Origin of the sequence: Streptomyces sp. 4N124, assembly GCF_052245395.1 — a bacterium.
In the GTDB taxonomy this organism is placed as follows: Bacteria; Actinomycetota; Actinomycetes; order Streptomycetales; family Streptomycetaceae; genus Streptomyces.
Window position 1 is genome coordinate 40,126 of sequence record NZ_JBQQBS010000038.1, and the last position, 24,523, is coordinate 64,648.

The 24,523-nt window shown below is 70.1% G+C and carries 25 protein-coding genes; 6 read left to right on the top strand and 19 right to left on the bottom strand.

Features of this window, described 5'->3' with window-relative positions; genetic code table 11:
* Positions 1-7: 7 nt before the first annotated feature.
* The 8 genes from ACTWQO_RS31465 to ACTWQO_RS31500 all read right to left on the bottom strand — a co-directional run bounded on the left by ACTWQO_RS31465 (position 8) and on the right by ACTWQO_RS31500 (position 8,088).
* Positions 8-1,564: a DUF1996 domain-containing protein gene (locus ACTWQO_RS31465; protein ID WP_443240770.1), complete on the bottom strand. Its 1,557-nt coding sequence runs from the start codon at positions 1,562-1,564 to the stop codon at positions 8-10.
* Between the two features lie 175 nt (positions 1,565-1,739).
* Positions 1,740-2,393 carry a LuxR C-terminal-related transcriptional regulator gene (locus ACTWQO_RS31470; protein WP_443240771.1) on the bottom strand — a complete coding sequence of 218 codons (654 nt, stop codon included), beginning with the start codon at positions 2,391-2,393 and terminating at the stop codon, positions 1,740-1,742.
* Positions 2,378-3,649, bottom strand: coding sequence for a sensor histidine kinase (locus tag ACTWQO_RS31475; RefSeq protein WP_443240772.1), 1,272 nt, complete (start codon positions 3,647-3,649; stop codon positions 2,378-2,380). Before ACTWQO_RS31475 ends, ACTWQO_RS31470 begins: the two co-directional genes overlap by 16 nt.
* Positions 3,650-3,681: 32 nt before the next feature.
* Complete coding sequence (locus ACTWQO_RS31480; RefSeq protein WP_443240773.1) at positions 3,682-4,731, bottom strand: SDR family oxidoreductase; 1,050 nt, start codon at positions 4,729-4,731, stop codon at positions 3,682-3,684.
* Positions 4,732-4,791: 60 nt separating this feature from the next.
* The gene (locus ACTWQO_RS31485) at positions 4,792-5,331 is read right to left on the bottom strand and encodes a winged helix-turn-helix domain-containing protein (RefSeq protein ID WP_443240774.1); all 540 of its coding nucleotides are present in this window, start codon (positions 5,329-5,331) and stop codon (positions 4,792-4,794) included.
* Between the two features lie 294 nt (positions 5,332-5,625).
* Positions 5,626-6,654: a glutamine synthetase gene (gene glnII / locus ACTWQO_RS31490; protein ID WP_443240775.1), complete on the bottom strand. Its 1,029-nt coding sequence runs from the start codon at positions 6,652-6,654 to the stop codon at positions 5,626-5,628.
* A gap of 308 nt (positions 6,655-6,962) precedes the next feature.
* Positions 6,963-7,619: a hypothetical protein gene (locus ACTWQO_RS31495; protein WP_443240776.1), complete on the bottom strand. Its 657-nt coding sequence runs from the start codon at positions 7,617-7,619 to the stop codon at positions 6,963-6,965.
* 109 nt (positions 7,620-7,728) lie between these two features.
* Positions 7,729-8,088 (bottom strand): arsenate reductase family protein, encoded by a 360-nt coding sequence (locus ACTWQO_RS31500; RefSeq protein ID WP_443240777.1) that lies wholly within the window; start codon positions 8,086-8,088, stop codon positions 7,729-7,731.
* A gap of 188 nt (positions 8,089-8,276) precedes the next feature.
* Between ACTWQO_RS31500 and ACTWQO_RS31505 the strand changes: the two genes are divergently transcribed.
* A complete protein-coding gene (locus ACTWQO_RS31505) occupies positions 8,277-8,585 on the top strand; it encodes a hypothetical protein (protein ID WP_443240778.1) in 309 nt (102 codons plus the stop codon).
* Between the two features lie 51 nt (positions 8,586-8,636).
* Here ACTWQO_RS31505 and ACTWQO_RS31510 read toward each other — a convergent pair whose 3' ends face one another.
* Together ACTWQO_RS31510 and ACTWQO_RS31515 are read right to left on the bottom strand one after the other, a co-directional pair.
* Positions 8,637-9,821 (bottom strand): winged helix DNA-binding domain-containing protein, encoded by a 1,185-nt coding sequence (locus tag ACTWQO_RS31510; RefSeq protein WP_443240779.1) that lies wholly within the window; start codon positions 9,819-9,821, stop codon positions 8,637-8,639.
* Positions 9,822-9,909: 88 nt separating this feature from the next.
* Complete coding sequence (locus ACTWQO_RS31515; protein WP_443240780.1) at positions 9,910-11,556, bottom strand: alpha/beta fold hydrolase; 1,647 nt, start codon at positions 11,554-11,556, stop codon at positions 9,910-9,912.
* Between the two features lie 225 nt (positions 11,557-11,781).
* On the opposite strand from ACTWQO_RS31515, the gene ACTWQO_RS31520 reads away from it, so the two are divergent.
* Positions 11,782-12,063: a hypothetical protein gene (locus ACTWQO_RS31520; RefSeq protein ID WP_443240781.1), complete on the top strand. Its 282-nt coding sequence runs from the start codon at positions 11,782-11,784 to the stop codon at positions 12,061-12,063.
* A gap of 25 nt (positions 12,064-12,088) precedes the next feature.
* Here ACTWQO_RS31520 and pspAB read toward each other — a convergent pair whose 3' ends face one another.
* From pspAB to glnA, 4 genes are all read right to left on the bottom strand, one after another.
* Entirely contained in the window at positions 12,089-12,673 is a 585-nt protein-coding gene (gene pspAB / locus ACTWQO_RS31525) for a PspA-associated protein PspAB (RefSeq protein WP_443240782.1), read from the bottom strand.
* 2 nt (positions 12,674-12,675) lie between these two features.
* Positions 12,676-13,593: a zinc metalloprotease HtpX gene (htpX, locus tag ACTWQO_RS31530; protein ID WP_443240818.1), complete on the bottom strand. Its 918-nt coding sequence runs from the start codon at positions 13,591-13,593 to the stop codon at positions 12,676-12,678.
* Between the two features lie 111 nt (positions 13,594-13,704).
* On the bottom strand, positions 13,705-13,992 hold the full coding sequence (locus tag ACTWQO_RS31535) for an SCO2583/SCO2584 N-terminal domain-containing protein (protein ID WP_443240783.1): 288 nt from the start codon (positions 13,990-13,992) through the stop codon (positions 13,705-13,707).
* 99 nt (positions 13,993-14,091) lie between these two features.
* Positions 14,092-15,501: a type I glutamate--ammonia ligase gene (glnA, locus tag ACTWQO_RS31540; RefSeq protein ID WP_443240784.1), complete on the bottom strand. Its 1,410-nt coding sequence runs from the start codon at positions 15,499-15,501 to the stop codon at positions 14,092-14,094.
* 209 nt (positions 15,502-15,710) lie between these two features.
* On the opposite strand from glnA, the gene ACTWQO_RS31545 reads away from it, so the two are divergent.
* The 3 genes from ACTWQO_RS31545 to ACTWQO_RS31555 all read left to right on the top strand — a co-directional run bounded on the left by ACTWQO_RS31545 (position 15,711) and on the right by ACTWQO_RS31555 (position 18,150).
* The gene (locus ACTWQO_RS31545) at positions 15,711-16,178 is read left to right on the top strand and encodes an RDD family protein (RefSeq protein ID WP_443240785.1); all 468 of its coding nucleotides are present in this window, start codon (positions 15,711-15,713) and stop codon (positions 16,176-16,178) included.
* Between the two features lie 125 nt (positions 16,179-16,303).
* Positions 16,304-17,464, top strand: coding sequence for an acyl-CoA dehydrogenase family protein (locus tag ACTWQO_RS31550; protein ID WP_443240786.1), 1,161 nt, complete (start codon positions 16,304-16,306; stop codon positions 17,462-17,464).
* Positions 17,465-17,628: 164 nt separating this feature from the next.
* Positions 17,629-18,150, top strand: coding sequence for a flavin reductase family protein (locus ACTWQO_RS31555; protein WP_443240819.1), 522 nt, complete (start codon positions 17,629-17,631; stop codon positions 18,148-18,150).
* Between the two features lie 13 nt (positions 18,151-18,163).
* Here the strand turns inward: ACTWQO_RS31555 and ACTWQO_RS31560 are convergent, their stop codons facing one another.
* The 4 genes from ACTWQO_RS31560 to lipB form a co-directional block, all read right to left on the bottom strand.
* Positions 18,164-18,865 (bottom strand): DUF4191 domain-containing protein, encoded by a 702-nt coding sequence (locus ACTWQO_RS31560; RefSeq protein ID WP_443240787.1) that lies wholly within the window; start codon positions 18,863-18,865, stop codon positions 18,164-18,166.
* A gap of 83 nt (positions 18,866-18,948) precedes the next feature.
* Complete coding sequence (locus ACTWQO_RS31565; protein WP_443240788.1) at positions 18,949-19,149, bottom strand: SCO2195 family GlnR-regulated protein; 201 nt, start codon at positions 19,147-19,149, stop codon at positions 18,949-18,951.
* A gap of 273 nt (positions 19,150-19,422) precedes the next feature.
* The gene (gene lipA / locus ACTWQO_RS31570; protein WP_443240789.1) at positions 19,423-20,388 is read right to left on the bottom strand and encodes a lipoyl synthase; all 966 of its coding nucleotides are present in this window, start codon (positions 20,386-20,388) and stop codon (positions 19,423-19,425) included.
* 107 nt (positions 20,389-20,495) lie between these two features.
* Positions 20,496-21,293, bottom strand: coding sequence for a lipoyl(octanoyl) transferase LipB (gene lipB, locus ACTWQO_RS31575; protein ID WP_443240790.1), 798 nt, complete (start codon positions 21,291-21,293; stop codon positions 20,496-20,498).
* 250 nt (positions 21,294-21,543) lie between these two features.
* Here lipB and ACTWQO_RS31580 point away from each other — a divergent pair, with 250 nt between their 5' ends.
* Complete coding sequence (locus ACTWQO_RS31580; protein ID WP_443240791.1) at positions 21,544-22,980, top strand: regulator; 1,437 nt, start codon at positions 21,544-21,546, stop codon at positions 22,978-22,980.
* 89 nt (positions 22,981-23,069) lie between these two features.
* Here the strand turns inward: ACTWQO_RS31580 and ACTWQO_RS31585 are convergent, their stop codons facing one another.
* Complete coding sequence (locus ACTWQO_RS31585; protein WP_443240792.1) at positions 23,070-24,518, bottom strand: NAD(P)/FAD-dependent oxidoreductase; 1,449 nt, start codon at positions 24,516-24,518, stop codon at positions 23,070-23,072.
* Positions 24,519-24,523 lie beyond the last annotated feature (5 nt).

Genomic DNA, 24,523 nt, shown 5'->3' on the forward strand with positions numbered 1-24,523 from the left:
GTCTGGACTACTGGCAGTCCTCGCCGCTGTTGATGCAGTTGACCATCTCGTTCATCACGTTCTCGTCGAAGAAGTTGATGAAGTCGTTGTGGTCGGTGATCGGCTTGTGCAGCTGCTCCGGGAAGGAGTCCACCGCGAACGCGTTGGTCACCTGCCCGTTCTCGATCTGCGGGGCCTGCACGTCGTAGACGAGACGGACCTGCAGCTGGGGGATGGCCTGGAAACCGTTGGCGCAACTACCGTCCTGCTGCACGAAGGCCACGTGCGTACGGTGGTTGGCGCTGTCGATGTTCTGGCCGTCCCAGCAGCTCTGGAAGTTGGACGTCCGCACCACGGAGCTGCCCTCGGGGCAGATCGGGTACTTGTCCGTCACCTGCCGGTCCTCGAAGCCGGTGCAGCTCCAAGAGGTGTTGGCGTTCGCCAGGCCGTTGGTGAAGGCCTTGGCGTCACCGGTGATGATGCGCAGGGCCGTCGGCATCGCGACGACATCGCTCGTCCGGTTGCCGACGAACTTCAGCTCCGACTGGGCGACCTGCTGGATCGTGCCGACGTTGCTGTCCTGACCGCCACCGGGCGCGTCCGCGTCGATGTCGTTCTGGCCGTCCTGCACACGCAGCACCGGCCAGAAGTACGACGACTTGTCACCCTGGTTCTGGCAGGTGGTGTCGCCGTTCGCCAGGTCCTCGTCGCTCGCGAAAGCGTTGTTGGCCTGGTTGCCGACGTAGTCGTGCTGGTGCTGCGCACCGTTGCTGACACCGGGAGCGACGATCACGTTGTCCGAGTTGCGGTTCTCGTTGTCGTTGTTGCCGCAGTTGGTGGTGAAGCTGCCGGTCGAACCGGTGTCGCCGTTGGCGGCGAGGCCGTTCGGCAGGTTGCGGGAGTTGGGCTGGACGTCCTCGATGTTGACGAAGTCGTCGGCCACCGGGCCGTTGCCGGCCTGACCGCCGTTGCCCTGGTCCTGACCGTCACCCTGGTCCTGGCCGTCGCCCTGGTCCTGGCCACCGTCCTGGCCTTGGTCCTGACCGCCGTCCTGGCCCTGGTCCTGACCGTCGTTGTTCTGGTCGTCGCCCTGGCCGTCGTTGGTCTCCGGCTGTTCGGCGGGGACCCCCTGGCACTCGGCGAGATCGCCCATCCCCTGCGGAGCTTGACCACCCGCGCGGTTGATGTTGATGCCGATCCGGTCGAGCGTGGCGACCCGCTTGGACTTCAGCGGGCTGAGGATCGCGTTGTTGACGTAGCTCGCGTCCCCCGCCTGGGCCTGGCGCGTCGAGGCGAGACGCGTATAGGCATCCGTGATCTGCCGGTCGAGCAGCGCCAACTCCTTGGCGACACCTTGGCGGGCGCTCCGCGGCACCTTCGTCAGCTGCTGACCGACGTCAGGACAGTTGATCGTCGCGACCTGGGCGCCGGCTGACCTGGTCTGGTTTCCGTATGAGTTCTCCTCATGCGCAGAGGCATAGAAGTTCGCCCAGATCAGCCCGCCCCCACCGAGCGCTAGGGCCGCCGATGCGGCTATGGCCTTGGTGGCCAGCGGCGTACGGCGTTTTCGTGTGTTGCGTCCCATGGAACTCCTCTGACTTCCTTGCGGGGCAGCGAGACGCCCGACAGGAGTGAAGCGGCTCCCATCCATACGCAGGAGGTCCCAGGAGTGTTCAGCCGTCTCAGAAATTGGTGAGAGACTGAAGCGACAATTCGCCCTCAACTCTCCCACAAAGCGCGGGAGTTGTGATCGCCCAGGATCAGTGTCCGTGGTCCAGGTAGGCGAGAACCGCCAGGACACGGCGGTTGTCGTCGTCCGAAACCTCGAGTCCGAGCTTCGCGAAGATATTTGAGGTGTGTTTGGCGATCGCCCGCTCGGTCACCACGAGCTGCGCCGCGATCGCCGCGTTCGAGCGGCCCTGCGCCATCAGCTCCAGCACCTCCCGCTCACGGGCGGTGAGCCGCCCCAGCGGCCGGCCGTCGGCCTCCCGCCGCGACAGCAGCTGCTGGATCACCTGCGGGTCCATCGCCGTACCGCCCGCCGCGACCCGTCGTACGGCGTCCACGAACTGCTCCGCGTCGAACACCCGGTCCTTGAGCAGATACCCCACCCCGCCGCTGCCGTCGGCGAGCAGCTCACGCGCGTACAGCTGCTCCACGTGCTGGGAGAGCACCAGCACCGGCAGCCCGGGTCTGTCCCGCCGGGCCTGGAGCGCGCACTGCAGGCCCTCGTCGGTGTGGGTCGGCGGCAGGCGTACGTCGACGACGGCGACGTCCGGCTCCAGCTCGGCCAGCGCGCGGGTCAGTTCGGGGCCCGTCTCGACGGCCGCGGCGATCTCGAAGTCGTAGGCCTGCAACATCCGGACCAGTCCGTCGCGCAGCAGGAACAGATCTTCGGCTAGGACAACGCGCAAGGGATCTCCATGGTGACCATCGTGGGACCGCCCGCGGGGCTGCTGACGGCCAGGACGCCGTCGAATGTACCCAGTCGGCGCTCTACTCCGGCCAGACCCGAACCGGCGCCGATGACCGCGCCGCCCTTGCCGTCGTCGGTGACCGAGATCCGCAGCATGCCGTCGGTGTGGTGGAGGTCGACATAGATCCGGTCGGCGTCGGCGTGCTTCACCGCGTTGGTGAGCACCTCGCTGATCGCGAAGTAGGCCGCCGACTCGACGGGTTCGTCCGCCCGCCCGGGCAACTCCACCGTCACCTCGGTCGGCACCGGCATCCGAAGCGCCAGCGCCCGTACGGCGTCGCCCAGGCCGCGCTCGGCCAGCACCGGCGGATGGATGCCGCGGACCAGGTCGCGCAGTTCGGTGAGGGCCTCGACGGAGGACTTGCGGGCCTGCGCGAGGAGCTGCCTGGCCTGCTCCGGGTCCTTGTCGATCAGCATCTCGATCGTCCCGAGGTCCATGCCCATGGCGACCAGCCGGGCCTGTGCCCCGTCGTGCAGGTCGCGCTCGATGCGGCGCAGTTCGGCGGCGGAGGTGTCGACGGCGTCCCGCCGGGTCTCGGTGAGAACCCGGACCCGCTCGGCGAGTTCGCCCTGCTTGGGGGCGAGGACGGCCCGGGTGAGCCGGAAGTGGACCGTCAGCAGACGCGTGTTGAAGAAGTGGGCGAAGAACAGGAGGACGAGGCCCAGCAGGCCCGCGCCGAGTGCGGAGGCCTGCCCGGTGAGCTCCACGAAGCCGTACCAGTAACCGTCGGGGAGCACCCGCCACAGCCCCGCCGCGATCGCGAACCCTTCCAGGGGGTAGAGGACCAGCGCCGCCGGCAGCAGCGCGGTGACATAGCCCGCCGACATGTCGACGTTCAGCCACAGCAGGTCCCGCCAGGTCGCCGGGTCCCGGAGCATCGCGAAGGTACGGGTCCACGGATTGGCGTCCTTCGGGATCGGCCGGTACGCCGACGGGATCCGCACCCCGCACCACTCCGCCGCCAGAACGCGCCGCCAGTCCGCGAAGGCCCGCACCCCGGTGAGCACCCAGGGCGTGGTGACGATGCCGACCCCGATCGGGATGAGCGCGATGGACACCACGGCCAGCACGTAACAGAGGACCGCCCCCGGCAACACCACCAGCGAGAGCCCCAGCCCCCGCACCGCCGCCAGTCCCATGCCCCGCGCCCCAGAGCGCACGGCACCATTCTTCGTGCTCGTGTCGATGTCCATGCCTGTCAGTCTGGCCGAGCGGACAGGGCCGGTCACTGGGGCAAAGGCCCGGACCGGGAGGTGGTGTTGGGTACACCTGCGTGGGGCTGGGGGCCGCCGAGGATCTTCGCCTCCACCTCCGGATCGAGTCCGACCGGAGGCCGGTCCGGCCGCTGAGGGGCCGTTCCTCCGACGCTGTTCAGCCAGGTCCAGGTGTCGTTGACGGTCTCGGCGACGGGGCGGCAGACCAGGCCCGTCGCGAGCGCACGGGACACGTCGGCGCCGTGCAGGCCCGCGTGCAGCTCGCTGTCCGGCGGCACCCACACCGGCAGCTGGGTCCACGGCTCGACGCCCGCAGCCAGGACGACGTCCGGATCGGTCCAGCGCAGCTCGACCGCCGCTCCGGTCGCTCTCAAGCACGCCTCCAGCAGTCCTGCCGTCGTCGTGTGACCCGGCGGACCGATCAGGTTGTACGGCCCGCTCAGCTCCCGTTCCACCGCGCCGAGGATCCACTCGGCGAGATCGCGGACGTCGACGAACTGCAGCGGCAGATCCTTAGGACCGGGCGCCAGGACGGGGCCGCCGCGCGCGATCCGGGTCAGCCACCACGGCAGCCGCCCGATGTTCTCGTACGGCCCCAGGATCAGCCCCGAGCGCACGAGCAGCGAGCGGTCCGCACCGAACCCCGCCACGGCCGCCAGCTCGCCGCCCCGCTTGTCGCGGGCGTACTCGGTGGCCTCCGCGTCGGCCGAGGCGCCCTCGACCAGGGGCGCGTCCTCGGTGTACCCGGCGGCGGGCGGCCAGGCGTACACCGAGCAGCTCGACACGTACACGTACCGCCCGGCGCGGCCCCGCAGCAGCCGCGCCGAGTCCCGTACGGCACGTGGCGCCGACGACCAGGTGTCGACGACGGCGTCCCACTCGCCCTGAGCGAGGGCGGCGAGCCCGTCGGGTGCGGTGCGGTCGCCGTGCAGCGACCGCACACCGGGAGGCGGTGCGTGCCGGCCCCGGTGGAAGACCGTGACCTCCCAGCCCCGCCCGAGCGCCGCCTCCACGACGGCCCGCCCCGCGAACTCCGTACCACCCAGCACCAGAAGTCTCATGACCCCGACTCTGCCGGGCCGGGCCGCGGGACGGAACGGGTATCTGCCGTCAGCAGAGGATCAACGCCCGGTCGGCGGCACGTACTTGTACCCGACCCGCCGTACCGTCTGGATCGCCCCGCGGTGCTCGGCGCCCAGCTTGCGGCGCAGCCGGGCGACATGGACGTCGACCGTGCGGCCGTCGCCGACGTGTCCGTACCCCCAGACGGTGGTGACCAGCTGGTCGCGGGTGTGCACCCGGTTCGGGCGGGCGACGAGGTGGGCGAGGAGCTCAAACTCCAGGTACGTGAGGTCGAGTTCGCGTCCGTCCACCTCGGCGGTGCGCTGGGCGGTGTCGACGCGGACGAGCGGGTCGCCGTCGGGCTCCTGCGGCAGCGGCGGCTGCCGTTCGGCCGGGACGAGCACCAGGTAGCCGATCATGGGCGGCTGTCCCGGCAGGGTGGGCAGGGAGTGCTGGGGAGCGGGCAGCCAGGTGGCGCCCGGCGGCAGGAGGTCCGCGACGTCGATCACCTCGTCCCGGTCCACGGCACGCAGATGATGCCGGGAACCGGTGGGGGAGTTGAGCGTGGCGGCGGAGGACAGAGAACGGGTGTTCGCCATGAGAGGTCAGCTCTTTCGCGCGAGAAGGTCGCCGGAGAGACGTACGTCGACTGCGCGCTGGCCGAAGGCCGGACGGGTGTTCGGCTTTAGAGGGCCGGCGCGTTCATCGCGCGACAACACACCCGGTCGAAGTCGTGGTGCTGACGGGAAGGCCAGAAGGGCTCGAGGTCATGGCGACCCGTCGCGCTGTGCTTCTGGAAGCTGGCCATGGCCCCATTGAAGCAGAGGCGGGTGTACGACCCGAAGGGGCGCCCACCGCGACGGTGGGCGCCCCTTCCGGTCGAAGCGGGTGGATCAGACCTGGCCGGCCTTCTCCAGCGCCGAGCAGCAGGTGTCGACGATCAGGCGGGTCACCACGTACGGGTCGACGTTGGCGTTCGGACGGCGGTCCTCGATGTAGCCCTTGCCGTCCTTCTCGACCTGCCACGGGATACGCACCGAGGCACCGCGGTTGGAGACGCCGTAGGAGTACTTGTCCCACGGGGCGGTCTCGTGCAGACCGGTCAGCCGGTCGTCGATGCCGGCGCCGTAGTTCTTGACGTGGTCGAGCGGCTTGGAGCCCTCACCGAGCGACTCGCAGGCGGTGATGATCGCGTCGTAGCCCTCGCGCATCGCCTTGGTGGAGAAGTTGGTGTGTGCGCCGGCGCCGTTCCAGTCGCCCTTGACCGGCTTCGGGTCGAGGGTGGCGGCGACGCCGAAGTCCTCGGCGGTGCGGTAGAGCAGCCAGCGGGCCACCCACAGGTGGTCGGAGACCTCCAGCGGGGAGACCGGGCCGACCTGGAACTCCCACTGGCCGGGCATGACCTCGGCGTTGATGCCGGAGATCGCGAGACCCGCCTTGAGGCAGTTGTCCAGGTGGGCCTCGACGACGTCACGACCGAAGATCTCGTCGGCGCCGACACCGCAGTAGTAGCCGCCCTGCGGGGCCGGGAAGCCGCCCTTCGGGAAGCCGAGCGGGTAGCCGTCCTTGAAGAACGTGTACTCCTGCTCGATGCCGAAGATCGGCTCCTGGGCGGCGAACTTCTCGGCGACCTCGGTCAGCGCGGCGCGGGTGTTCGTGGCGTGCGGGGTGAAGTCGATGTTCAGGACCTCGCACATCACCAGGATGTCGTCGCCGCCGCGGATCGGGTCCGGGCAGGAGAAGACCGGCTTGAGCACACAGTCCGAGGCGTGGCCCTCGGCCTGGTTCGTGGAGGACCCGTCGAAGCCCCAGATCGGCAGCTCGGCACCCTTGGCGTCGTCGGCCATGATCTTGGTCTTCGAACGCAGCTTGGCCGTCGGCTCGGTGCCGTCGATCCAGATGTACTCAGCCTTGAAGCTCACGGGCCACATCCTTCGGGGTGGGTCTCTAGGCGCACTTGCGGGTGCTGCGGCGCTGCGGCACTGGGGCGCCGCTCCTGTTGCCCGCGAGCCTGTCAACAGGCGATTTCCCGATCATTGCTCGAATGTGAACCCCGTGTTACCTGGTAGTGCTGTGGTACGACAGGCGCTGTGAGGGCGCCCGCGCACGGCAGGACGCCGCGGGCCGGGCTCGTATGCGATGGGGTCGAAGAGCCGGTCCTGCCGCTCCTGGCCGGGAGCAGCAGGACCCATGACACGTACGGCTTACTGAATTTCCGCGCTCCTGAACATCACCCCACCTTCTCGATCAGGGCCCGGCGGATGAGGAACTTGCCGGGCTCTCGGACCTGCTCGAATGCCGCGTTGTTCAGCAGCGCACAGCTGCCGGAGACCGAAGTGACCTCCACCGTCGTGGACTTGTTGTTGTCCAGGTTGGTGACCTTCAGCTTCGTACCCGCCGGGAACTGGTTGCTGGACGCGGCCGGGGCGCCGCCCTCGCCGGACAGGGTGACGGTGGAGCCGTTGCACACCTGCTCACCGGATGCGGCGCCGCCGCCACCGGCGTTGCCCGCGGGGGCGGTCGCGGTCTGCGAGGGCTGCGCGTTCTGCTGGCCGTTCTGCGCCGGCTGCGTCGCCTGGGAGCCCTGAGCCGACTCCCCAACGACACAGCCCGACGCCTCCTGCTGCACCTTGATCTGCGCGATGACCGCCTCACGGTTGGCGATCCGGGCCTCGGACTGTGCGTCCGGGTTGGCCTGTTGCCCCGCGATGAACCGTTCGTTGTTGCCGAGGGCGGTGGCGAGACCCTGGCAGACACTCGACTCGGCCGCGGTCTGTGCGGCGTTCGAGGTGCTCGCCATGACGAAGGCCCCGCCTCCCGCCACGGCCGCGGCGCTCACCAGCAGGGCGAGCTTCTTCTGAGTGCTGAGAGTTCTCCTACGCGACATGCGCGCCTCCTGAAGAGGTTGGGGAGCGTACGTCGCTATGTACGAGATACCGAACGATGTTACTCAGTGGTTACAGGAGTCAGCTGAAGTAACGTACGTCACACGGCAGTTAGCGGGAGATGGCGTCCCGTACGGCCTCATCGGTACGGCCGACTACTGCGGTGCCGTCGTCCGCGGTGATGATCGGCCGCTGGATCAGCTTGGGATGCTCGGCCAGTGCCGTGATCCAGCGGTCGCGTGAAGTCTCGTCCCGCGCCCACTCCTTGAGGCCCAGCTCCTTGGCGGCGGCCTCCTGGGTGCGGGTGATGTCCCAGGGTTCGAGACCGAGACGGGCGAGTACGGCCCTGATCTCGTCCTCGCTCGGTACGTCCTCCAGGTAGCGGCGGACGGTGTATGCGGCGCCCTCGGCGTCGAGCAGTTTCACGGCGCTGCGGCACTTCGAGCAGGCCGGGTTGATCCAGATCTCCATACGGCCCACGGTAGCCCCTCCGGGTGCCCGGAAAACCCGTCTTCCACCTGCGTCACAGCACCCCCGAAAGCCCTTGTGGCCAGGGGCTTTTGTCAGTGGTGGACGCTAGAATAGAAGCAGTGTTCGAGGGTGTCGCCGGGGCCACCGAAGTCCCCGGTCGATGCCCTGACCGCGACAGGAGGATGCCTGTGCCCGCTGCCGCACTGAAGCCGAAGCCGACCCAGTCCACTGCGAAGCGCCCCGTCCTGCTCGACCTGCCGTACGAACCCGTGGAGAAGCGCCCGTTGCCGCCGGGCCGTCCCCGCGAGTGGTACGTCACCCACAACCGCCGCCTCAAGGCCATGCGCCTGGCCATCGCCCTGCTCGACTCGGGCGTGTATATGCCGAACCAGGCCCGCAACGAGACGATACGGAGCACCGCGGAACTCATCGGCGTCCACCCGCCGTCGGACACGACGTGCCATATGGTCCGGGCGTTCATGCGTTACAACCGGTGAGGCCGGGGCCGGGCGCTGCGCATGGTGCGGTGCCCGGCGCCGACAGAGTCCCTACCCCGCCAACTCCCGCTCCAACGGCGTCCGGAACCGCGGCGTGATCCGCGTCGCCCCCACCCACCCCCGCAACCGCTCCACCTCGGCCCCGATCGCGGCCTCCGCCTCCCTGCCGACGCCCTCCCCGTCCAGCACGCGCCACACGATCTCGCCGTCGGCCCGCTGGGCCCACCCCCCGATCACCCGGCCGTTCCACCACACCGTCGGCCCCACATTGCCGCTGCGGTCGAAGAGGGCGGGGCGCAGGTCGGGGGAGAGGTACCAGTCACGGTGCTGCCAGCCCATGGCCGTCGGGTCGAGGGCGGGCAGCAGGGCGGCCCAGGGGGCGGCGGGCCCGGTCACGGGGCCGGTGTCACCGGCGGTGACATAGCCGGTGCCCTCGTCGAGCCGCACCTCCTCGGCGCCGATCGCCCCCAGGGCCCGGCGCACCTCGGTCACCTTCCAGCCGGTCCACCACTTGAGGTCGGCCTCGGTGGCCGGGCCGCACGCCGTCAGCCAGCGGTCGAGGAGGGCGGCCTGGGCGCCGGCGATGTCCAGTTCGGGATGCGGTGGCGCCGGGGCCCAGCGGAACTGGGACGAGGTCCAGGAGCCGAGCGGCCGGCCGCGTACGACCTTGCCCTCCTGGCCCAGCAGGCGCAGCAGCCTTGTCGAGACCGTGTGCAGCCCCTCGTAGCTCTTCCCGGCGCCGTACAGGAACCGCTCTCTCAACCGCGGCTCGTCCTGGGCCAGTTCGGCCGCCGTCGCCTGCCCCCGGCGCTCCAGCACGGCCAGCGTGGACTCCTCGACCTCCTTGAGCCAGGCCGCGTCCGGCGCTCCGCCCGCCGCCATCTGCTTGAGCAGGTTGGCGCGCTCGCGAGCGGCGACCGCGATGCCGGTGGAGGCGTGCACGACCGCCGTCAGGTCCGTCGGGAACACGAACACGGTGTTCCGCATGCCGTGCATCCGGACCAGGCTGCCGTCCTCGTACAGCGCCCGCTCGGTCTCGGTCACCGTCCGTGCCGCATCCCCGAGCCGCGCGCCCACCGCCAGATACACCGTCGCCGGGTCCGTGCCGTGCAGCGCGACCAGTGAGCGGGCGATCTCCTCAGGCGTCGCCGCCCGCGCCGTACCCGCCAGACGATGCCGCAGCCCCACCCTCGCCCGCCGCTCCGCCACGTCGACGTACCGCCGACCGTCACCCATACCGGCCTCCACCCGTCACGTCACATCCGTGACTGCATCTTCGCGGACGCCTCTGACAATCGGGCGGCGCCGACACCTTCGCCCCAGGTCACCCGTACTGCCGCAGCAGTCCGCTCACGTACTCCTCGAGCCGCCCGCCCAGCACCTCCGCCGTCAGGTCGGTCCGGCCCAGCTCCCGCCACGGGCCCGCCAGCTTCGCCGCGTCGGGGACGTAGGCCAGAGCGTCCAGCAGCCGCCAGTAGACATGGTCCGGTCCGTCGGCGAGCCGACGCCCGCCCCGCACCTCGTACCGCTCCCGGAAGCCCAGCCCCCACTCCGGCCCGTGCAGCAGTGCAACCGCCGTCGAGCAGTGGGCGACGTCCAAGTCCGCCGGCCCCCACGAGGTCTCCACCCAGTCGACCACTCCGCTGATCCGCAGGCCGGTGCCGGCACCGGTGAACAGCACGTTCCCGGGATGGAAGTCCCGGTGCAGGAAACAGCCCTCGTACGGCGGAGGATCGCGGCGGATGACGTCCACGGCCCGTTCCCAGAGGGCACCCGATGGCGCGTTCACCCGTTCTGGAGACGTCCACGCCTGGTAGGGACGCGGACGCTCATCCGGTACGACCTCGTGGATGTGGACGAGTTGGGCCGCGAGGAGGTCGAGGCGCCGGTCGAGATCCTCCTCGTCGACCCGTACGACGCCCGGCAGTTCCGACATCAGCAATGAGGGGTGGTCGCAGTGTTCGGCCGTCGCGTCGACGGCGATCGGTTCGGGGGCGGGGATGTCCCGATGCGTGGCGAGCAGGGCGAGTACGGATGATTCGCGCGTGAGCAGGCCGGGCGCGTGGTGTCGGAAGAAGGGCTTGACGAAGGTCCGCAGAACGCCGGCGCTGCCGTCGTCGAGGGTGAGCCGGCGCATCTGGGAACTCCAACCGCCCGTCAGGAAACGGGTGGTGGTGACCGTACGGTCCTGGGGGAGCTGCTTGGCGACCCAGGCGCGGGTCGCCGTCCAGCCGCCGTCGCCGAGGCCGGTCAGCACGGCGTCCACGAACCTCCCCCGGTCGTCAGCGTGTTCGCGGAACCACTGGCCCAGCATGTGTTCCGCCTCCGGCAGTTCGAAGCGCGTGAACTGCGCGCGCGTGGCCAGCGCCTCCTGGACCGCCTCCGTCACGGCGGGCGGGATGACCGCGTCCGTGCCGGGCACCGCGAGCACCGCCCGGCCCTCGTACGCCCGCAGCGCGTCCAGCGCAGGGGAGGCGCGCCAGCTGTCCGGCGTACGGATGATCTCGCTGAATCGGCCGTCGCCGTCCCCGAACGGCACGTCCCAGGCCTCGGCCGCGTAGACGGCGGGTGCGCACAGGCCGAGGGCCACGACCCGCTCGCCGTAGTGCCGGGCGAGGTCGACCACCGTCTGGCCGCTCATGCTGAACCCGACCAGCACCAGCGGGCCGCACGCGCGCGTGCCGATCACGGACACTGCCTGCTCGAAGCGCCGGCGCAGACTCAACTCCCGCAGCTCGCCGGTGCTTTCGCCGTGTCCCGAGAAGTCGAAGGCGAGGCCACGGCAGCCGCGGGCGACGAACTCGCCCAGCAGCGGGAGCAGTCGCTCCTTGCTGCCGAGTACGCCCGCGCCGTGCAGCAGAACGACGGTGGGGCGGTCGTGCGGACGACCGTCGCCGTCACCGCCGTAAACCCCCCTCAGTAGTTCACCGTTGTGTTCGTGCGCAAAGGGCGACAGAAGCGGTTCACTCATGCGCCCATTCATTCACGCCGGGAAAAGGAGATGCACGCCGAGTGACCGTTTCCCTACGCTGGACACGCATAGCGGAGCTGCCCACCATCGCTTGCCGCAGGACAGGCATCACCTTGCGGACGTGGGGCTACTCTCTACGCACCGACGGCCGGACGCCCACCCCCAGCGCCCCGTCGGAACACCTCATCACGGCTCACTGATCACCCACGCCCACGGAGGCCCGTCATGGGCACCATCATCTTTTCCGGGACCGCGGTCCTGGTCGTTCTGGGGTTCGAAAACCACCTCTACTGGCTCGCCGCCGTCGCGGTGCTCTTCCTGTACGTGCAGTACGGGCGCGGCTCTTCGCCGACCTCCCCCTCGGGCGGGTCCGGCCCGGTGCCGTCCGACTACCGTGCGTACCGCGATCGCCGGGACAAGCAGGCCAAGTGGGAGCGCCGCTACCGCCGCGAGCGCCCCTTCGAGTCGCGCCGCCAGGAGCGCGAGAAGGGCCAGAAGAGCAAGTGAGACCTGGAGTGGTGAGCGCCGCCGGTCACAGACCGGGGGCGCCCCACACCGGGAACCAGCGGCTGAGGTCCTGCTCGATTCGCAGGTCGTCGCCGAGGGCCGCCTTCACTCGCAGTTCCAGCGCGTTGTCGCGCCGCTGTCCGTCACCGGGCAGCGGCGCGAACGGGTAGAAGGTGCCCCGCTTGTAGAGGTAGACCAGCGCCAGCCGTCTGTCCTGCTCGTCCTGGAAGCCGGCGAGTGAGCACAGCAGCTGGGGGCCGAAGCCGTTGACCTCCATCGAGCTGTTCACCGCATGCAGGTCGTTGACCAGCAGCGGCAGCTCGTCGGGGCCGCAGTGCGAGACCAGCCAGGAGTAGCCGTACTTGTCGCGCCGCAGCTCCACCGGCGGTCCGTCGCGGTCGGCGTCCGCGTCCAGCAGCGCCTGCACTTCGCGGTGCGTCTGCTCGAAGGCCGCGCCCTCGACCGTGGCGAAGCACACCGCCCCCCGCCCGGTCGGTGTGAAGGAGGCCGCCGCCTGGAGCGTCACCGCCGCCGACGGCAGGGCGAAGAGCTGGTCGAGGTCGGGTGCGACCGGCTTCGTACGACCGAGCAGGATGTCCAGCAATCCCATGCTCACGCCTTTCCGGGAGCCGCGGCCTCACCCAACTCGGCGGAGATCCGCGCCAGTTGGTCGAGCCGCTGCTCCAGGCTGGGGTGGGTGGAGAAGTACCGGGCGATGCCGGGCTCCTTGCCCAGGGCCGGGGTGAAGTAGAAGGCGTTGAAGGCCTGGGCGGTGCGCAGATCCTTGGTCGGGATCCGGGCGATGTCGCCCGACACCTTGGTCAGCGCGGACGCCAGGGTCGAGGGACGGCCGGTCAGCAGCGCCGCCGCCCGGTCGGCCGCCAGCTCCCGGTACCGGGACAGAGCCCGGATCAGCAGGAAGCTGATCGCGTAGACGGCCGCGGAGACACCCATGACCGCCATGAAGACCACCGCGGTGTTCTGGTCCCGGCGCCCGCCGCCGAAGAGCTGCGAGTAGAACGCGAACCGTACGATCAGCCCGGCGATCACGCCGAGGAACGACGCGATCGTGATCACGGCGACATCCTTGTGCGCCACATGCGACAGCTCGTGCGCCAGCACGCCCTCCAGCTCGGCCGGCTCCAGACGCCGTAGCAGACCGGTGGTCACACAGATCACCGACTTGTCCGCGTTGCGCCCGGTGGCGAACGCGTTCGGCATGTCCATATCGGACACGGCGACCGTCGGCTTGGGCAGATCCGCCAGCGTGCACAGCCGGTCGATCACCGCGTGCAGCTCCGGATACTCCTCGCGTTCCACGACCCGTCCGCGCATCGCGAAGAGCGCGATCCGGTCGGAGAACCAGTACTGCGCCCCGAGGAACCCCGCCGCGACCACCACGACCAGCACCCAGGACTTCAGCAGCACGATCAGCGCCGCGACAAAGGCCACGTACAGCAATCCGAGCAGAAAAAGCGTGACCGTCATCCGCACGGTCAGGCCCCGGTCACTCCGGAATCGGCTCTGCATCTGCATCACCTCGGCAGTCAGGCACTCGCCCCACTGCCAGTGTGCACCCGGCCATGCCATGACGCGGTTGTGATCAGTTCTAGGACCTGCAAAGGGAAGCTGTGAGCTTCCTCAGTAGGTCGGCCGGAAGTTCAGGTACCCGAGAAGCAGGATGATCGCGGCCACGGAGCCGAGCACGATCGCCGTCGATATCCAGGACGAGCGGCGAGCGCTCCGCACCCGGGACGAGCGGCGACGCCTGCGCACCGGACCCGGGTCGGCACGGAACGGCACAGGCCCGGGCGGATTCTCCTTCCACCGCGCGGCCAGCATCCGGGCCCGCGCCGAGGGCTCCTTGTGCTCGGCCGAGTCCGCCCATCTCAGGTCGAACTCCCGCTCCCCGTCGTGCCGTTCGGACATCCCCGTTGCCTTCCTCGAACAGTCGTACCCCCAACATACGACGGCGCCCCCGCCCTGGGGAACCAGGAACGGGGGCGCCGCCGGAGGCACAGGCGTCGATCACACGTCGAAGTACAGCTCGAACTCGTGCGGGTGCGGACGCAGCTGCAGCGGGGCGATCTCGTTCGTGCGCTTGAAGTCGATCCACGTCTCGATCAGGTCGGCGGTGAAGACGTCGCCCTGGAGGAGGAACTCGTGGTCGCGCTCGAGGGAGTCGAGGACGGCCGGGAGGGAGGTCGGGACCTGCGGGACGCCCGCGTGCTCCTCGGGAGCCAGCTCGTACAGGTCCTTGTCGATCGGCTCGGCCGGCTCGATCTTGTTCTTGATGCCGTCGAGGCCCGCAAGGAGCAGGGCCGAGAAGGCGAGGTACGGGTTGCCGGAGGAGTCGGGCGCGCGGAACTCGACGCGCTTGGCCTTCGGGTTGGAGCCCGTGATCGGGATACGCATCGCGGCGGAGCGGTTGCGCTGCGAGTACACCAGGTTGACCGGCGCCTCGAAGCCCGGGACCAGGCGGTGGTACGAGTTCACCGTCGGGTTGGTGAAGGCCAGCAGCGACGGAGCGTGCTTGAGGATGCCGCCGATGTAGTAGCGGGCGGTGTCCGACAGGCCCGCGTAGCCGGACTCGTCGTAGAAGAGCGGCGAGCCGCCCGTCCACAGCGACGAGTGGATGTGCATGCCCGAGCCGTTGTCACCGAAGATCGGCTTCGGCATGAAGGTCGCGGTCTTGCCGTTGCGCCAGGCGACGTTCTTCACGATGTACTTGAAGAGCTGGAGGTCGTCGGCCGCGGCGAGCAGCGTGTTGAACTTGTAGTTGATCTCGGCCTGGCCGGCGGTGCCCACCTCGTGGTGCTGGCGCTCGACCTTCAGGCCGGCCTTCTCCAGCTCCAGGGAGATCTCGGCGCGCAGGTCGGCGAAGTGGTCGACCGGCGGGACCGGGAAGTAGCCGCCCTTGTAGCGGACCTTGTAGCCGCGGTTGTCCTCGAGGGCACCGGTGTTCCAGGCGCCGGCCTCGGAGTCGATGTGGTAGAAGGACTCGTTCGCGTTGGTCGCGAAGCGGACGCTGTCGAAGACGTAGAACTCGGCCTCGGGGCCGAAGTACGCGGTGTCGGCGATACCCGTGGACGCGAGGTACGCCTCGGCCTTCTTCGCCACGTTGCGCGGGTCACGGCTGTACTGCTCGCCGGTGATCGGGTCGTGGATGAAGAAGTTGATGTTCAGCGTCTTGTCACGGCGGAAGGCGTCGACCCGGGCGGTCGACAGGTCCGCGCGCAGCGCCATGTCGGACTCGTGGATGGCCTGGAAGCCGCGGATCGAGGAGCCGTCGAAGGCCAGCTCGTCATCCGGGTCGAACGCATCGACAGGCACCGTGAAGTGCTGCATGACGCCCGGGAGGTCGCAGAAGCGGACGTCGATGAACTTGACGTCCTCGTCCGCGATGAACTTCTTGGCCTCGTCGGCGTTCTGGAACATCCAGCTCCTCCTACTCCCGACCGTCCCGCCGGGGTGGTAGTTCGTTCGTGCGGCCAGTGCGGTGGCACACGCTGACCTCGACCCTAGGGACGCGTGATTTCTCGGGCGTGACCCATTTGTTTCGCACAAGTTAACCAGCCCGGGTTCCACCGTAGCTCGGAAACACCCCGCCGTGCCCTGGTCAGACAAGGCCGCAGTACCGTGTACGCGTGGACAAGAGGCAAGCAATCGGATCGTGGCTTTCCGGCCCCCGCGCGGCCATGGAGGACGCCGGTGCCGACTTCGGATACCGGGGGGAGCAGCTCGGTCTCCCGGAGGAGGGGCCCGGCTCGATCGCCCGCCCCGGCCGCCGCCTCGGCGCCCTCGCCGTGGACTGGGGGCTGTGCCTCTTGATCGCATACGGCCTCATCACGGACGGCTACCAGCAGGCGACCGGGAACTGGGCCCTGCTCATCTTCTTCGTCATGAGCGTCCTGACCGTCGGCACGATCGGCTTCACCCCCGGCAAGCGCCTCTTCGGCCTGCGCGTCGTCCACCTGGACACCGGCACGGTCAACCCGGTGCGCGTTCTGCTGCGCTCGGCCCTGCTGTGCGTCGCGATCCCCGCCCTGATCTGGGACCGCGACGGCCGGGGGCTGCACGACCGGCTGGCGCGCACGGTCGAGGTACGGATCTGAGTCACCGCGGTCTTCACATATGACGCCGGTCGGGTGACGGCCGGACCGGCCACGGCCCGGGGTCCCGTCCACGTCGAACCGCGTTCGGAACACTGCCGCCATATCGGCGGAGGTGGTTGGACAATATGTCGTACGACAACATGTCGACGATCGTGGCTCGGGCGTCCCAGGTCGCCGACATCGCGGCCCGGCACACGGAGGAGGCGGAGGCCGCCCGGCGCCTCTCGCCGCAGGTGGTCCACGCGGTGCGGGACGCCGGTTTCGCGCGGCACTTCGTGCCGGTGGCGCACGGCGGCACGGCCGGCGGTTTCACCGAGCTGACCTCGGCGGTCTTCGTGGTCGGACAGGGATGTACGTCGGCGGCCTGGGCGGCGTCGCTGGCCGCCTACGCGGGACGGTACGCGGCGTTCCTGCCCGCCGAGGGGCAGGCGGAGATCTGGGCGGACGGCCCGGACGCCCTGGTGGCCGCCGCACTCATGCCGTCCGGCACGGCACAGCGCGTGGCCGGCGGCTGGCGGCTCAGCGGCGAGTGGAAGTACATCAGCGGGGTGCACTTCGCTGACTGGGCGCTCGCCTGCGCGGCCGTACCGGATGAGCAGCCCGCCGACGGACGGCCCGAAGTGCGGTACTTCGCCGTACCGAGGGCCGACTTCACCATCACCGAGAGCTGGTTCTCCGTGGGCATGCGCGGCACCGGCAGCGACACCCTGGTCCTGACCGAGGTCTACGTGCCCGAGCACCGCACCCTGGCACGCTCCGCCGTCCATGCCGGGCGGGCCCCCGCGTCGGACGCGCGCTGCCACATCGTGCCGATGTACGCCGTGAACTCACTGCCGTTCGCCGCCCCGCTGGTCGGTGCCGTGCGGGGCGCGATGCGTGCCTGGGTCGAGCGGACCGCCTCCCGTGTCGACCGGCGGGGCCGGGCCGTCCGCGAGATGCCCTCGACGCAGGTCTCCCTGGCCCGCTCGGCCGCCGAGGTGGACGCCGCGGAACTCCTCGTCCGGCGTACGGCGGCGGTCGCCGACGGCATGGAGACCCCGCCGGAGGGTGAGGCGGCGGTCCGCGGGGCCCGGGATCTCGCGCTGGCGGTGGAACTGCTGGTCTCGGCGGTCGGCCGGGTCTTCCGCACCAGCGGGACGTCCGGACAGTCCGCCACCGACCCGGTGCAGCGCTTCTGGCGGGACGTGAACAGCGCCGCCTCCCACGTGGCGCTCTCCTTCGAGTCCACCGGTGCGGCATACGGCGCCTGGGCGCTGTCCGGCGACGGTCGGACCGGGCCCGGCTGACGCCGTCGTCCGGTTGCTGGGCAGGGGTGGCGGCGTCATAGTCGACCTTGAACGCGGGTGACGATCACATACCCACTCGAACACGGTCAGTGAGAGTCGTCGCCGAGGCCAACAGGTGGTGCGGCCGCATGACGGAGCAGCAGGACATAGACATTCCGGATGACATGGCCATTCCGGATGACGTAGCCCTGGATGACCTAGCCCTGGCGGAAGCGCTGGTGGCGCCCGAGGAGTTCCGGGCCGCGATGGCCCGCTTTCCCTCCGGCGTCGTGGTGGTGACCACCCGGTGCGAGGACGGCACCCCGCGCGGATTCACCGCCAGTTCCTTCTGCTCGGTGTCGCTGGAGCCGCCGATGGTCCTGGTGTGCCTGGCGAACTCGGCCGACTCGGCGTGGTCGTTCGCGCGCTGCGACCGTTTCGCGGTGAGCGTGCTGACCCCGGTACACGAGCCGCTCGCACTGCGCTTCGCCACCAAGGGCACCGACAAGTTCGCGGCCGGCGGGATGCGGCTCAGCCCCGGCGGACTGCCGACGGTCAGGCAGGCCCTGTCCGAGCTGGACTGCGAGGCACACGCACGTCACCCGGCCGGGGACCATACGGTCCTGATCGGCCGGGTGACGGGTGTACGGCTGGGTGAAGGATCCCCGATGGTCTACTACGACCGGGACTTCAGGACGCTGGCCTGAGCTCCCTCTGCTGTCAGCGGGCCTTCGGGCCGCCCTTCGGCAGCTTCATGCCCTTCGGCATCGGGCCCTTCGGCATCGGCATGTTGCTCATCAGGTCGCCCATGGCGCGCAGCCGGTCGTTGGTGGCCGTCACCTGCGGGCCGGTCAGCACGCGCGGCAGCTTCAGCATGGTGGTCCGCACCTTCTTCAGCTCGACCTGGCCCTCGCCCGTGCCGACGATGATGTCGTGCACCGGCACGTCCGCGACGATGCGGTTCATCTTCTTCTTCTCGGCGGCCAGCAGGCTCTTCACCCGGTTCGGGTTGCCCTCGGCGACCAGCACGATGCCGGCCTTGCCGACGGCGCGGTGCACCACGTCCTGGCTGCGGTTCATCGCCACCGCGGGGGTCGTCGTCCACCCCCGGCCGACGTTGTCCAGCACCGCCGCGGCCGCGCCCGGCTGTCCCTCCATCTGCCCGAAGGCGGCCCGCTCGGCCCGGCGCCCGAACACGATCGCCATCGCGAGGAAGGCGAGCAAGAAGCCCAGGATGCCGAGGTAAATGGGGTAACCGATCAAGAAACCGATCGCGAGGAAGACACCGAGGGTGACGATTCCGACTGCCGCGAGTACAAGACCGATCTTCTTGTCGGCCCTGCGGGTCATCTTGTAGGTCAGAGCGATCTGCTTCAGTCGCCCGGGGTTCGCAGCATCCGCTGCCGTGTCCTTCCTCGCCATGCCACGAAGTCTACGTGGCTCCGGGAGCGCGGACGACGGCGGTGCCCGGAACGAAGGGGAGGGGGAGCTTCAGGGGTGCCGGGTCAGGAGCGTCCGGCGAGGGTCTGCTCCAGGACGCGCTGCGCCTCGACCCGGTCCTTGGCGCGGCGGCGGTCCTCCAGGACGGAGGTCCAGGCGTTACGACGGGCGGTGCGCTGGCCGCTGCTCATCAGCAGTGACTCGACGGCGCGGAGTGCGTCGGTGACGGACGGGATGGCGGTGGCGCGAACGGGCGCGGCCTGCATCTTGGAGGTCCCCCCTCGGGATGGCAGCGGATGCGGGTGTACGTGGCGTGAGTCGAGCGTCACTGAATGGTGTTACCAGGGCGTGACCGACCGGTCAAACGCCAATGAAACCTTGATGCGAGGGCCGAAAACCCTGACGCGGCCCTGATGTACGCCTCCATCTGCGAGGACGTTCAGAGCCGCGTCGATTCCGGTGCTACCGGTGGGTAGTTTCTTGTGCGCGAATTCACACGCTTGTCGCACGCCTTGTGGGGCAAGGCAGGTGACGATGTGTCAGACGGCCTGCGAGGCGACGTACGCGCCACGCTTCTCGACAGCCATCTGGTACAGCCGCCCGGCACGGTACGAGGAGCGGACCAGCGGGCCGGACATGACGCCCGAGAAGCCGATCTGCTCGGCCTCGTCCTTCAGCTCCACGAACTCCATCGGCTTGACCCAGCGCTCCACCGGGTGGTGGCGGACGCTCGGCCGCAGGTACTGCGTGATGGTGACCAGCTCGCAGCCGGCGTCGTGCAGCTGCCGCAGCGCCTCGCTGACCTCCTCGCGGGTCTCGCCCATGCCGAGGATGAGGTTCGACTTGGTGACCAGGCCGTAGTCGCGGGCGGCGGTGATGACCGCGAGCGAGCGCTCGTAGCGGAAGCCGGGGCGGATGCGCTTGAAGATCCGGGGGACCGTCTCGACGTTGTGCGCGAAGACCTCGGGGCGGGAGGCGAAGACCTGCTCCAGCAGCTCCGGTACGGCGTTGAAGTCCGGGGCGAGCAGCTCGACCTTGGTGCGGCCGGCCTCGCGGGAGGCGGTCTGCTCGTGGATCTGGCGGACCGTCTCGGCGTACAGCCAGGCGCCGCCGTCTTTCAGGTCGTCGCGGGCGACGCCGGTGATCGTGGCGTAGTTGAGGTCCATGGTGACCACGGACTCGCCGACCCGGCGGGGCTCGTCACGGTCGAGGGCCTCGGGCTTGCCGGTGTCGATCTGGCAGAAGTCGCAGCGCCGGGTGCACTGGTCGCCGCCGATGAGGAAGGTGGCCTCGCGGTCCTCCCAGCACTCGTAGATGTTGGGGCAGCCGGCTTCCTGGCAGACGGTGTGCAGGCCCTCGCTCTTCACGAGGCTCTGCATCTTCGTGTACTCGGGACCCATTTTCGCCCGGGTCTTGATCCACTCGGGCTTGCGCTCGATGGGGGTCTGACTGTTACGGACCTCCAGGCGCAGCATCTTGCGTCCGTCCGGTGAGACTGCGGACACCACTGGCTCCCTGTAGCTTCGATTCTTCGGCGTACACCAGCGTACGCCCGTGCATACTCAGCCCTGCTCTGAGGCCAACCCCATCGTCACAGGGCTGATTCCCGGCCTCAGGCGGTCGCCTTCTCGATCTCCCGCGGCTTCAGCTCCGCGTTCTCGAGTACGTCCCTCAGGTGCCGTTCGACGACCGGCAGCACCTCCGCGATCGTCACGTCCCGCCCGAGTTCGCCGGCCAGCGAGGCCACGCCCGCGTCGCGGATCCCGCACGGGATGATGCGGTCGAACCACTTGTTGTCCGGGTTCACGTTCAGGGCGAAGCCATGCATCGTCACGCCCTTGGCCACGCGGATGCCGATCGCGGCGATCTTGCGGTCCTCGCGGCGCTGGCCGGCGTTGGAGGGGGCGTACTCGGGGCCGTTGAGGCGGGGGTCGAACTCCTCGTCGTGCAGCCGGGGATCGAAGTCCAGGGACAGCCCACCGAGTGAGGGGCGCAGCTCGACCGGGTCGCCGAGGACCCACACTCCGCTGCGGCCCTCGACCCGGCTGGTCTCCAGGCCGAACTCCGCACAGGTGCGGATCAGGGCCTCTTCCAGGCGTCGTACATGCGCCACGACGTCCACCGGACGCGGGAGCTTCTGGATGGGGTAGCCCACCAGCTGGCCCGGTCCGTGCCAGGTGATCTTGCCGCCGCGGTCCACGTCGATGACCGGGGTGCCGTCGAGGGGGCGCTCGTCGTCGGCCGTGCGGCGGCCCGCCGTGTACACCGGGGGGTGCTCCAGGAGCAGCACGGTGTCGGGGATCTCGTCCGCGAAGCGCGCCGCGTGCACCCGGCGCTGCTCGTCCCACGCCTCCTGGTACTCGACGGCGTCCGCTCCGAATCCCATCCGGACGAACCGCAACCCACTCACGGCAAGCGCCTCCCTCAAAGATGGCTGTGTCAGGCACTTAACGCGCCCACGCCACTGTACGTCCGGTCGATGCCCGTCAGTCCTGCGGGCAATCCTCACACGATCGGATGAATACACGGCGAAGTGTGTGATGGAGTGCTTACTCTCCGCTACATTCACGCCGTTCACAGAGGCCAAAAAGGCTGCTCACCGGCGTTTCGGGCAGCGCAGGGCCTCCGCGAGGCCCGAAAGGCAGGAGACCGTACCGCAGATGACGGAACGACCCGCGCAGCGCACTCCCAACCGACAGCTCGCCGCGCTCATCGCAGAAGCGGGGTTCTCCAACGCGGGTCTCGCCCGTCGAGTGGACCAGCTCGGACTCGAACACGGGCTGGACCTCAGATACGACAAGACATCCGTGACCCGGTGGCTGCGCGGCCAGCAGCCCCGAGGGACGACGCCCGCACTGATCGCCGAGGTGTTCACCCGGCGGCTCGGGCGGCGGCTCACCGCCCAGGATCTCGGCCTCGACGCCTGTGCGCCGGTGTACGCGGGGCTGGAATTCGCCGGTACCCCCGAGGAGGCCGTCGACATCGTCAGCGGGCTGTGGCGCAAGGACTCCGGCAGCCACGCCGAGCTGCGCAAGATCGCGTTCACCCCGGCCGGCCTCGTCGTGCCCAGCAGGGACTGGCTGATCGGCCGCGCCGACGACAAGGTGGCCCGCGGCGAGCAGCCCGCCCGGGTCCCCGCGCAGGGCCGCCCGGTCCTGCCCCGCCAGCGCGGCCAGGCCGATCGCGGCCCCGGCCAGCGGGTCACCGGAGGTGACATCGCCGCCCTCCGCTCGGTCGGCGAGCTGTTCCGCACCCTGGACGACATGTACGGCGGCGGCCACGCCCGGCAGGCCCTCGTGCGCTATCTGGAGCACGAGTGCGAGCCGATGCTGCGCGGCACATACGGCGAGCAGACCGGCCGCCGCCTGTTCGCTGCCGCCGCCGATCTGACCCGGCTCGCGGGCTGGACGTCGTACGACATCGCCGCGCACGGGCTGGCCCAGCGGTACTTCGTGCAGGCGCTGCGGCTGGCCCAGGCGGCGGCGGACCGGGCGTACGGCTCGTTCGTGCTGATCACCATGAGCCGGCAGGCCGTCTATCTCGGGCACGGGCGGGAGGCCGTACAGCTGGCGCGGGTGGCGCAGCAGGGGGTCGGGACGACCGCGCCGCCCGTCGTGCAGGCGCTGCTGCACGCGGTCGAGGCGCGTGGGCACGGGGTGCTCGGTGAGGTGCGGGCGTGTACGGCGTCGCTGGTGCGGGCCGAGCGGGCGCTGGAGGCGGCTCGGCCCGGCGATGAGGTTCCGCACTGGGCGCGGTTCTTCGACGAGGCGCAGCTCGCCGATGAGTTCGGGCACTGTCATCGGGATCTGCAGCAGTTTCGTGCGGCGGCTCAGCATGCGGAGCGGTCGTTGCAGTTGCGTGCGCCGTCGTATGCGCGCAGTCGGTTGTTCTGCCGGGTGGTGCTTGCGTCTGCGCGGCTTGGGCTGGGGGAGCTTGATCAGGCGTGCACGTTGGGGGCGGAGGCGGCGGGGGCCGCGGCGGAGATGCGGTCGGTGCGGGCGGTGGAGTATGTGCGGGACTTTGAGCGGCGGTTGGAGCCGTATAAGGATGCGGCGCCGGTTCGGGGGTATCGGGACAAGGTCGCTGCGCTGGGGTAGGGCACGCGCCGTAGCTCCGACTGTTGTGTGCCGGGTGCGGCGCCGTTGTGGTTGATCGCGCAGTTCCCCGCGCCCCTGAAGGGGCGCTCTTAAGCGGCCTGCGTTGTCGGTTGCGGGTCCGCCCTGTGTAATGACCCCGTTGCTCCCAGGTCCGTGAGGATTGCCGTCGATGCCCTGTGGCCCGAGTGGAGTGCGCCCTGGACCGTGCTGGTGTCTCGGTGGTCGCCGCATACGTACAGGCCTGCCAGGAGGCGTACGGGGCGGCGTAGGTCGTGGGGTGGGCTCATGGTGGGGACGGCCTCGGCTGTGTGGTGGACGGCGAGGGTTTCCCAGCGGGTGGTGGGGGTGCCGTAGAGGCGGGAGAGGTGCGAGCGTACGGCCGTGTCGGCGTCCGGTGGGGGTGTGCCGAGGAGCGTCGAGGAGATCAGGGCGCGGCCTGCGGGGGCCCGGGTGGGGTCGACCTCGCTGACCACCGCCGTGTGGGCCACCGGGCCGCCGCGGTCGGCGTCGAGGAGGAGGGAGGGGCCGGTCTCCGGTGGCTCGTCCGTGGTGTGGTGGACCACCGTGACCGGGTGGAAGCCGGGGACGCGCAGGCCGGGCAGGAGGTCGGCGGCGGTGCGGGCGTCGGTGGCCACCAGGACGGCCCGGCAGGGGAACTCGCCGTGCTCGGCGGTGGTCACCGAGGTCGTGGCGACCGACGTGACGCGCACGCCGGTGTGCACGGTGCCCGGCGGCAGCGTCCGGGACAGCAGCTCGGGCAGCATCTCGGCGCCGCCCTCCGGTACGCACAGCCGGCCGCCGGCGAAGGCGCGCAGGGCGAGGTCCGCGCAGCGGCTGGACGTGGTCAGCTCCTGGTCGCACAGCAGGGCGGCGAGCAGTGGACGCAGGAAGCCGTCGATCGTGCGCGCGGGGAGGCCTCGGGCGGCGAGGGCCTCGGCGGCCGGCAACTCGGGGCGGGACAGCAGGCGTTCGACGGGCGTGCCCGCGAGCCGGGCGAGCGAGGCGGCGAGGCGGGCCTGGTCGACGGCGGTGCCGAGGGGGGCGCCGGTCCGGGGGCGCGGGGCGGCCGTCCGGTTCCGGGAGGTGCTTGGCGGTGCGCTGCGGCCCAGGGGCGCGGACGTCGGCAAGGCGCCACCGGCCAGACCGCGCACGGAGCTCGGCAAGGGGGCGCTCGCCAGGGCGCGCACAGCGTGGAGTGCGCCCCTTGCGCCCCCTCCGTTCGCCGGGGCGCCCGCGCGGTGGCGCACTCCGCCGCTGTGCAGCAGGACACCCGGCGCGAACGGGCGCAGGACGAGCGCGTCGAGCCCTGGGGTGAGGCCGAGGTCCGGATATGCCATCGAGGGCATCGTCAGCAGTTGTCCGATGCGGTCGAGCCGGAATCCGTCGACCTTCTCGGTCGACATCCGGCCGCCCACGTAAGGGGCGGCCTCCAGGACCGCGGTCGTTACTCCTGCGCTGGTCAGCCGATGAGCCGCCGAGAGGCCGGCGACCCCGGCTCCCACGATGACGACGTCCGCCTGGTACGCGGGCTCAAGCACGTGCC

Bases quoted from the DNA above. Each gene is read 5' to 3' on its own strand.
- ACTWQO_RS31465 (WP_443240770.1), bottom strand. From the start codon at position 1,564: ATGGGACGCAACACACGAAAACGCCGTACGCCGCTGGCCACCAAGGCC.
- ACTWQO_RS31475 (WP_443240772.1), bottom strand. From the start codon at position 3,649: ATGGACATCGACACGAGCACGAAGAATGGTGCCGTGCGCTCTGGGGCG.
- ACTWQO_RS31480 (WP_443240773.1), bottom strand. From the start codon at position 4,731: ATGAGACTTCTGGTGCTGGGTGGTACGGAGTTCGCGGGGCGGGCCGTC.
- ACTWQO_RS31485 (WP_443240774.1), bottom strand. From the start codon at position 5,331: ATGGCGAACACCCGTTCTCTGTCCTCCGCCGCCACGCTCAACTCCCCC.
- ACTWQO_RS31495 (WP_443240776.1), bottom strand. From the start codon at position 7,619: ATGTCGCGTAGGAGAACTCTCAGCACTCAGAAGAAGCTCGCCCTGCTG.
- ACTWQO_RS31500 (WP_443240777.1), bottom strand. From the start codon at position 8,088: ATGGAGATCTGGATCAACCCGGCCTGCTCGAAGTGCCGCAGCGCCGTG.
- ACTWQO_RS31510 (WP_443240779.1), bottom strand. From the start codon at position 9,821: ATGGGTGACGGTCGGCGGTACGTCGACGTGGCGGAGCGGCGGGCGAGG.
- ACTWQO_RS31515 (WP_443240780.1), bottom strand. From the start codon at position 11,556: ATGAGTGAACCGCTTCTGTCGCCCTTTGCGCACGAACACAACGGTGAA.
- ACTWQO_RS31520 (WP_443240781.1), top strand. From the start codon at position 11,782: ATGGGCACCATCATCTTTTCCGGGACCGCGGTCCTGGTCGTTCTGGGG.
- pspAB (WP_443240782.1), bottom strand. From the start codon at position 12,673: ATGGGATTGCTGGACATCCTGCTCGGTCGTACGAAGCCGGTCGCACCC.
- htpX (WP_443240818.1), bottom strand. From the start codon at position 13,593: ATGCAGAGCCGATTCCGGAGTGACCGGGGCCTGACCGTGCGGATGACG.
- ACTWQO_RS31535 (WP_443240783.1), bottom strand. From the start codon at position 13,992: ATGTCCGAACGGCACGACGGGGAGCGGGAGTTCGACCTGAGATGGGCG.
- glnA (WP_443240784.1), bottom strand. From the start codon at position 15,501: ATGTTCCAGAACGCCGACGAGGCCAAGAAGTTCATCGCGGACGAGGAC.
- ACTWQO_RS31550 (WP_443240786.1), top strand. From the start codon at position 16,304: ATGTCGTACGACAACATGTCGACGATCGTGGCTCGGGCGTCCCAGGTC.
- ACTWQO_RS31555 (WP_443240819.1), top strand. From the start codon at position 17,629: ATGGCCATTCCGGATGACGTAGCCCTGGATGACCTAGCCCTGGCGGAA.
- ACTWQO_RS31560 (WP_443240787.1), bottom strand. From the start codon at position 18,865: ATGGCGAGGAAGGACACGGCAGCGGATGCTGCGAACCCCGGGCGACTG.
- ACTWQO_RS31565 (WP_443240788.1), bottom strand. From the start codon at position 19,149: ATGCAGGCCGCGCCCGTTCGCGCCACCGCCATCCCGTCCGTCACCGAC.
- ACTWQO_RS31580 (WP_443240791.1), top strand. From the start codon at position 21,544: ATGACGGAACGACCCGCGCAGCGCACTCCCAACCGACAGCTCGCCGCG.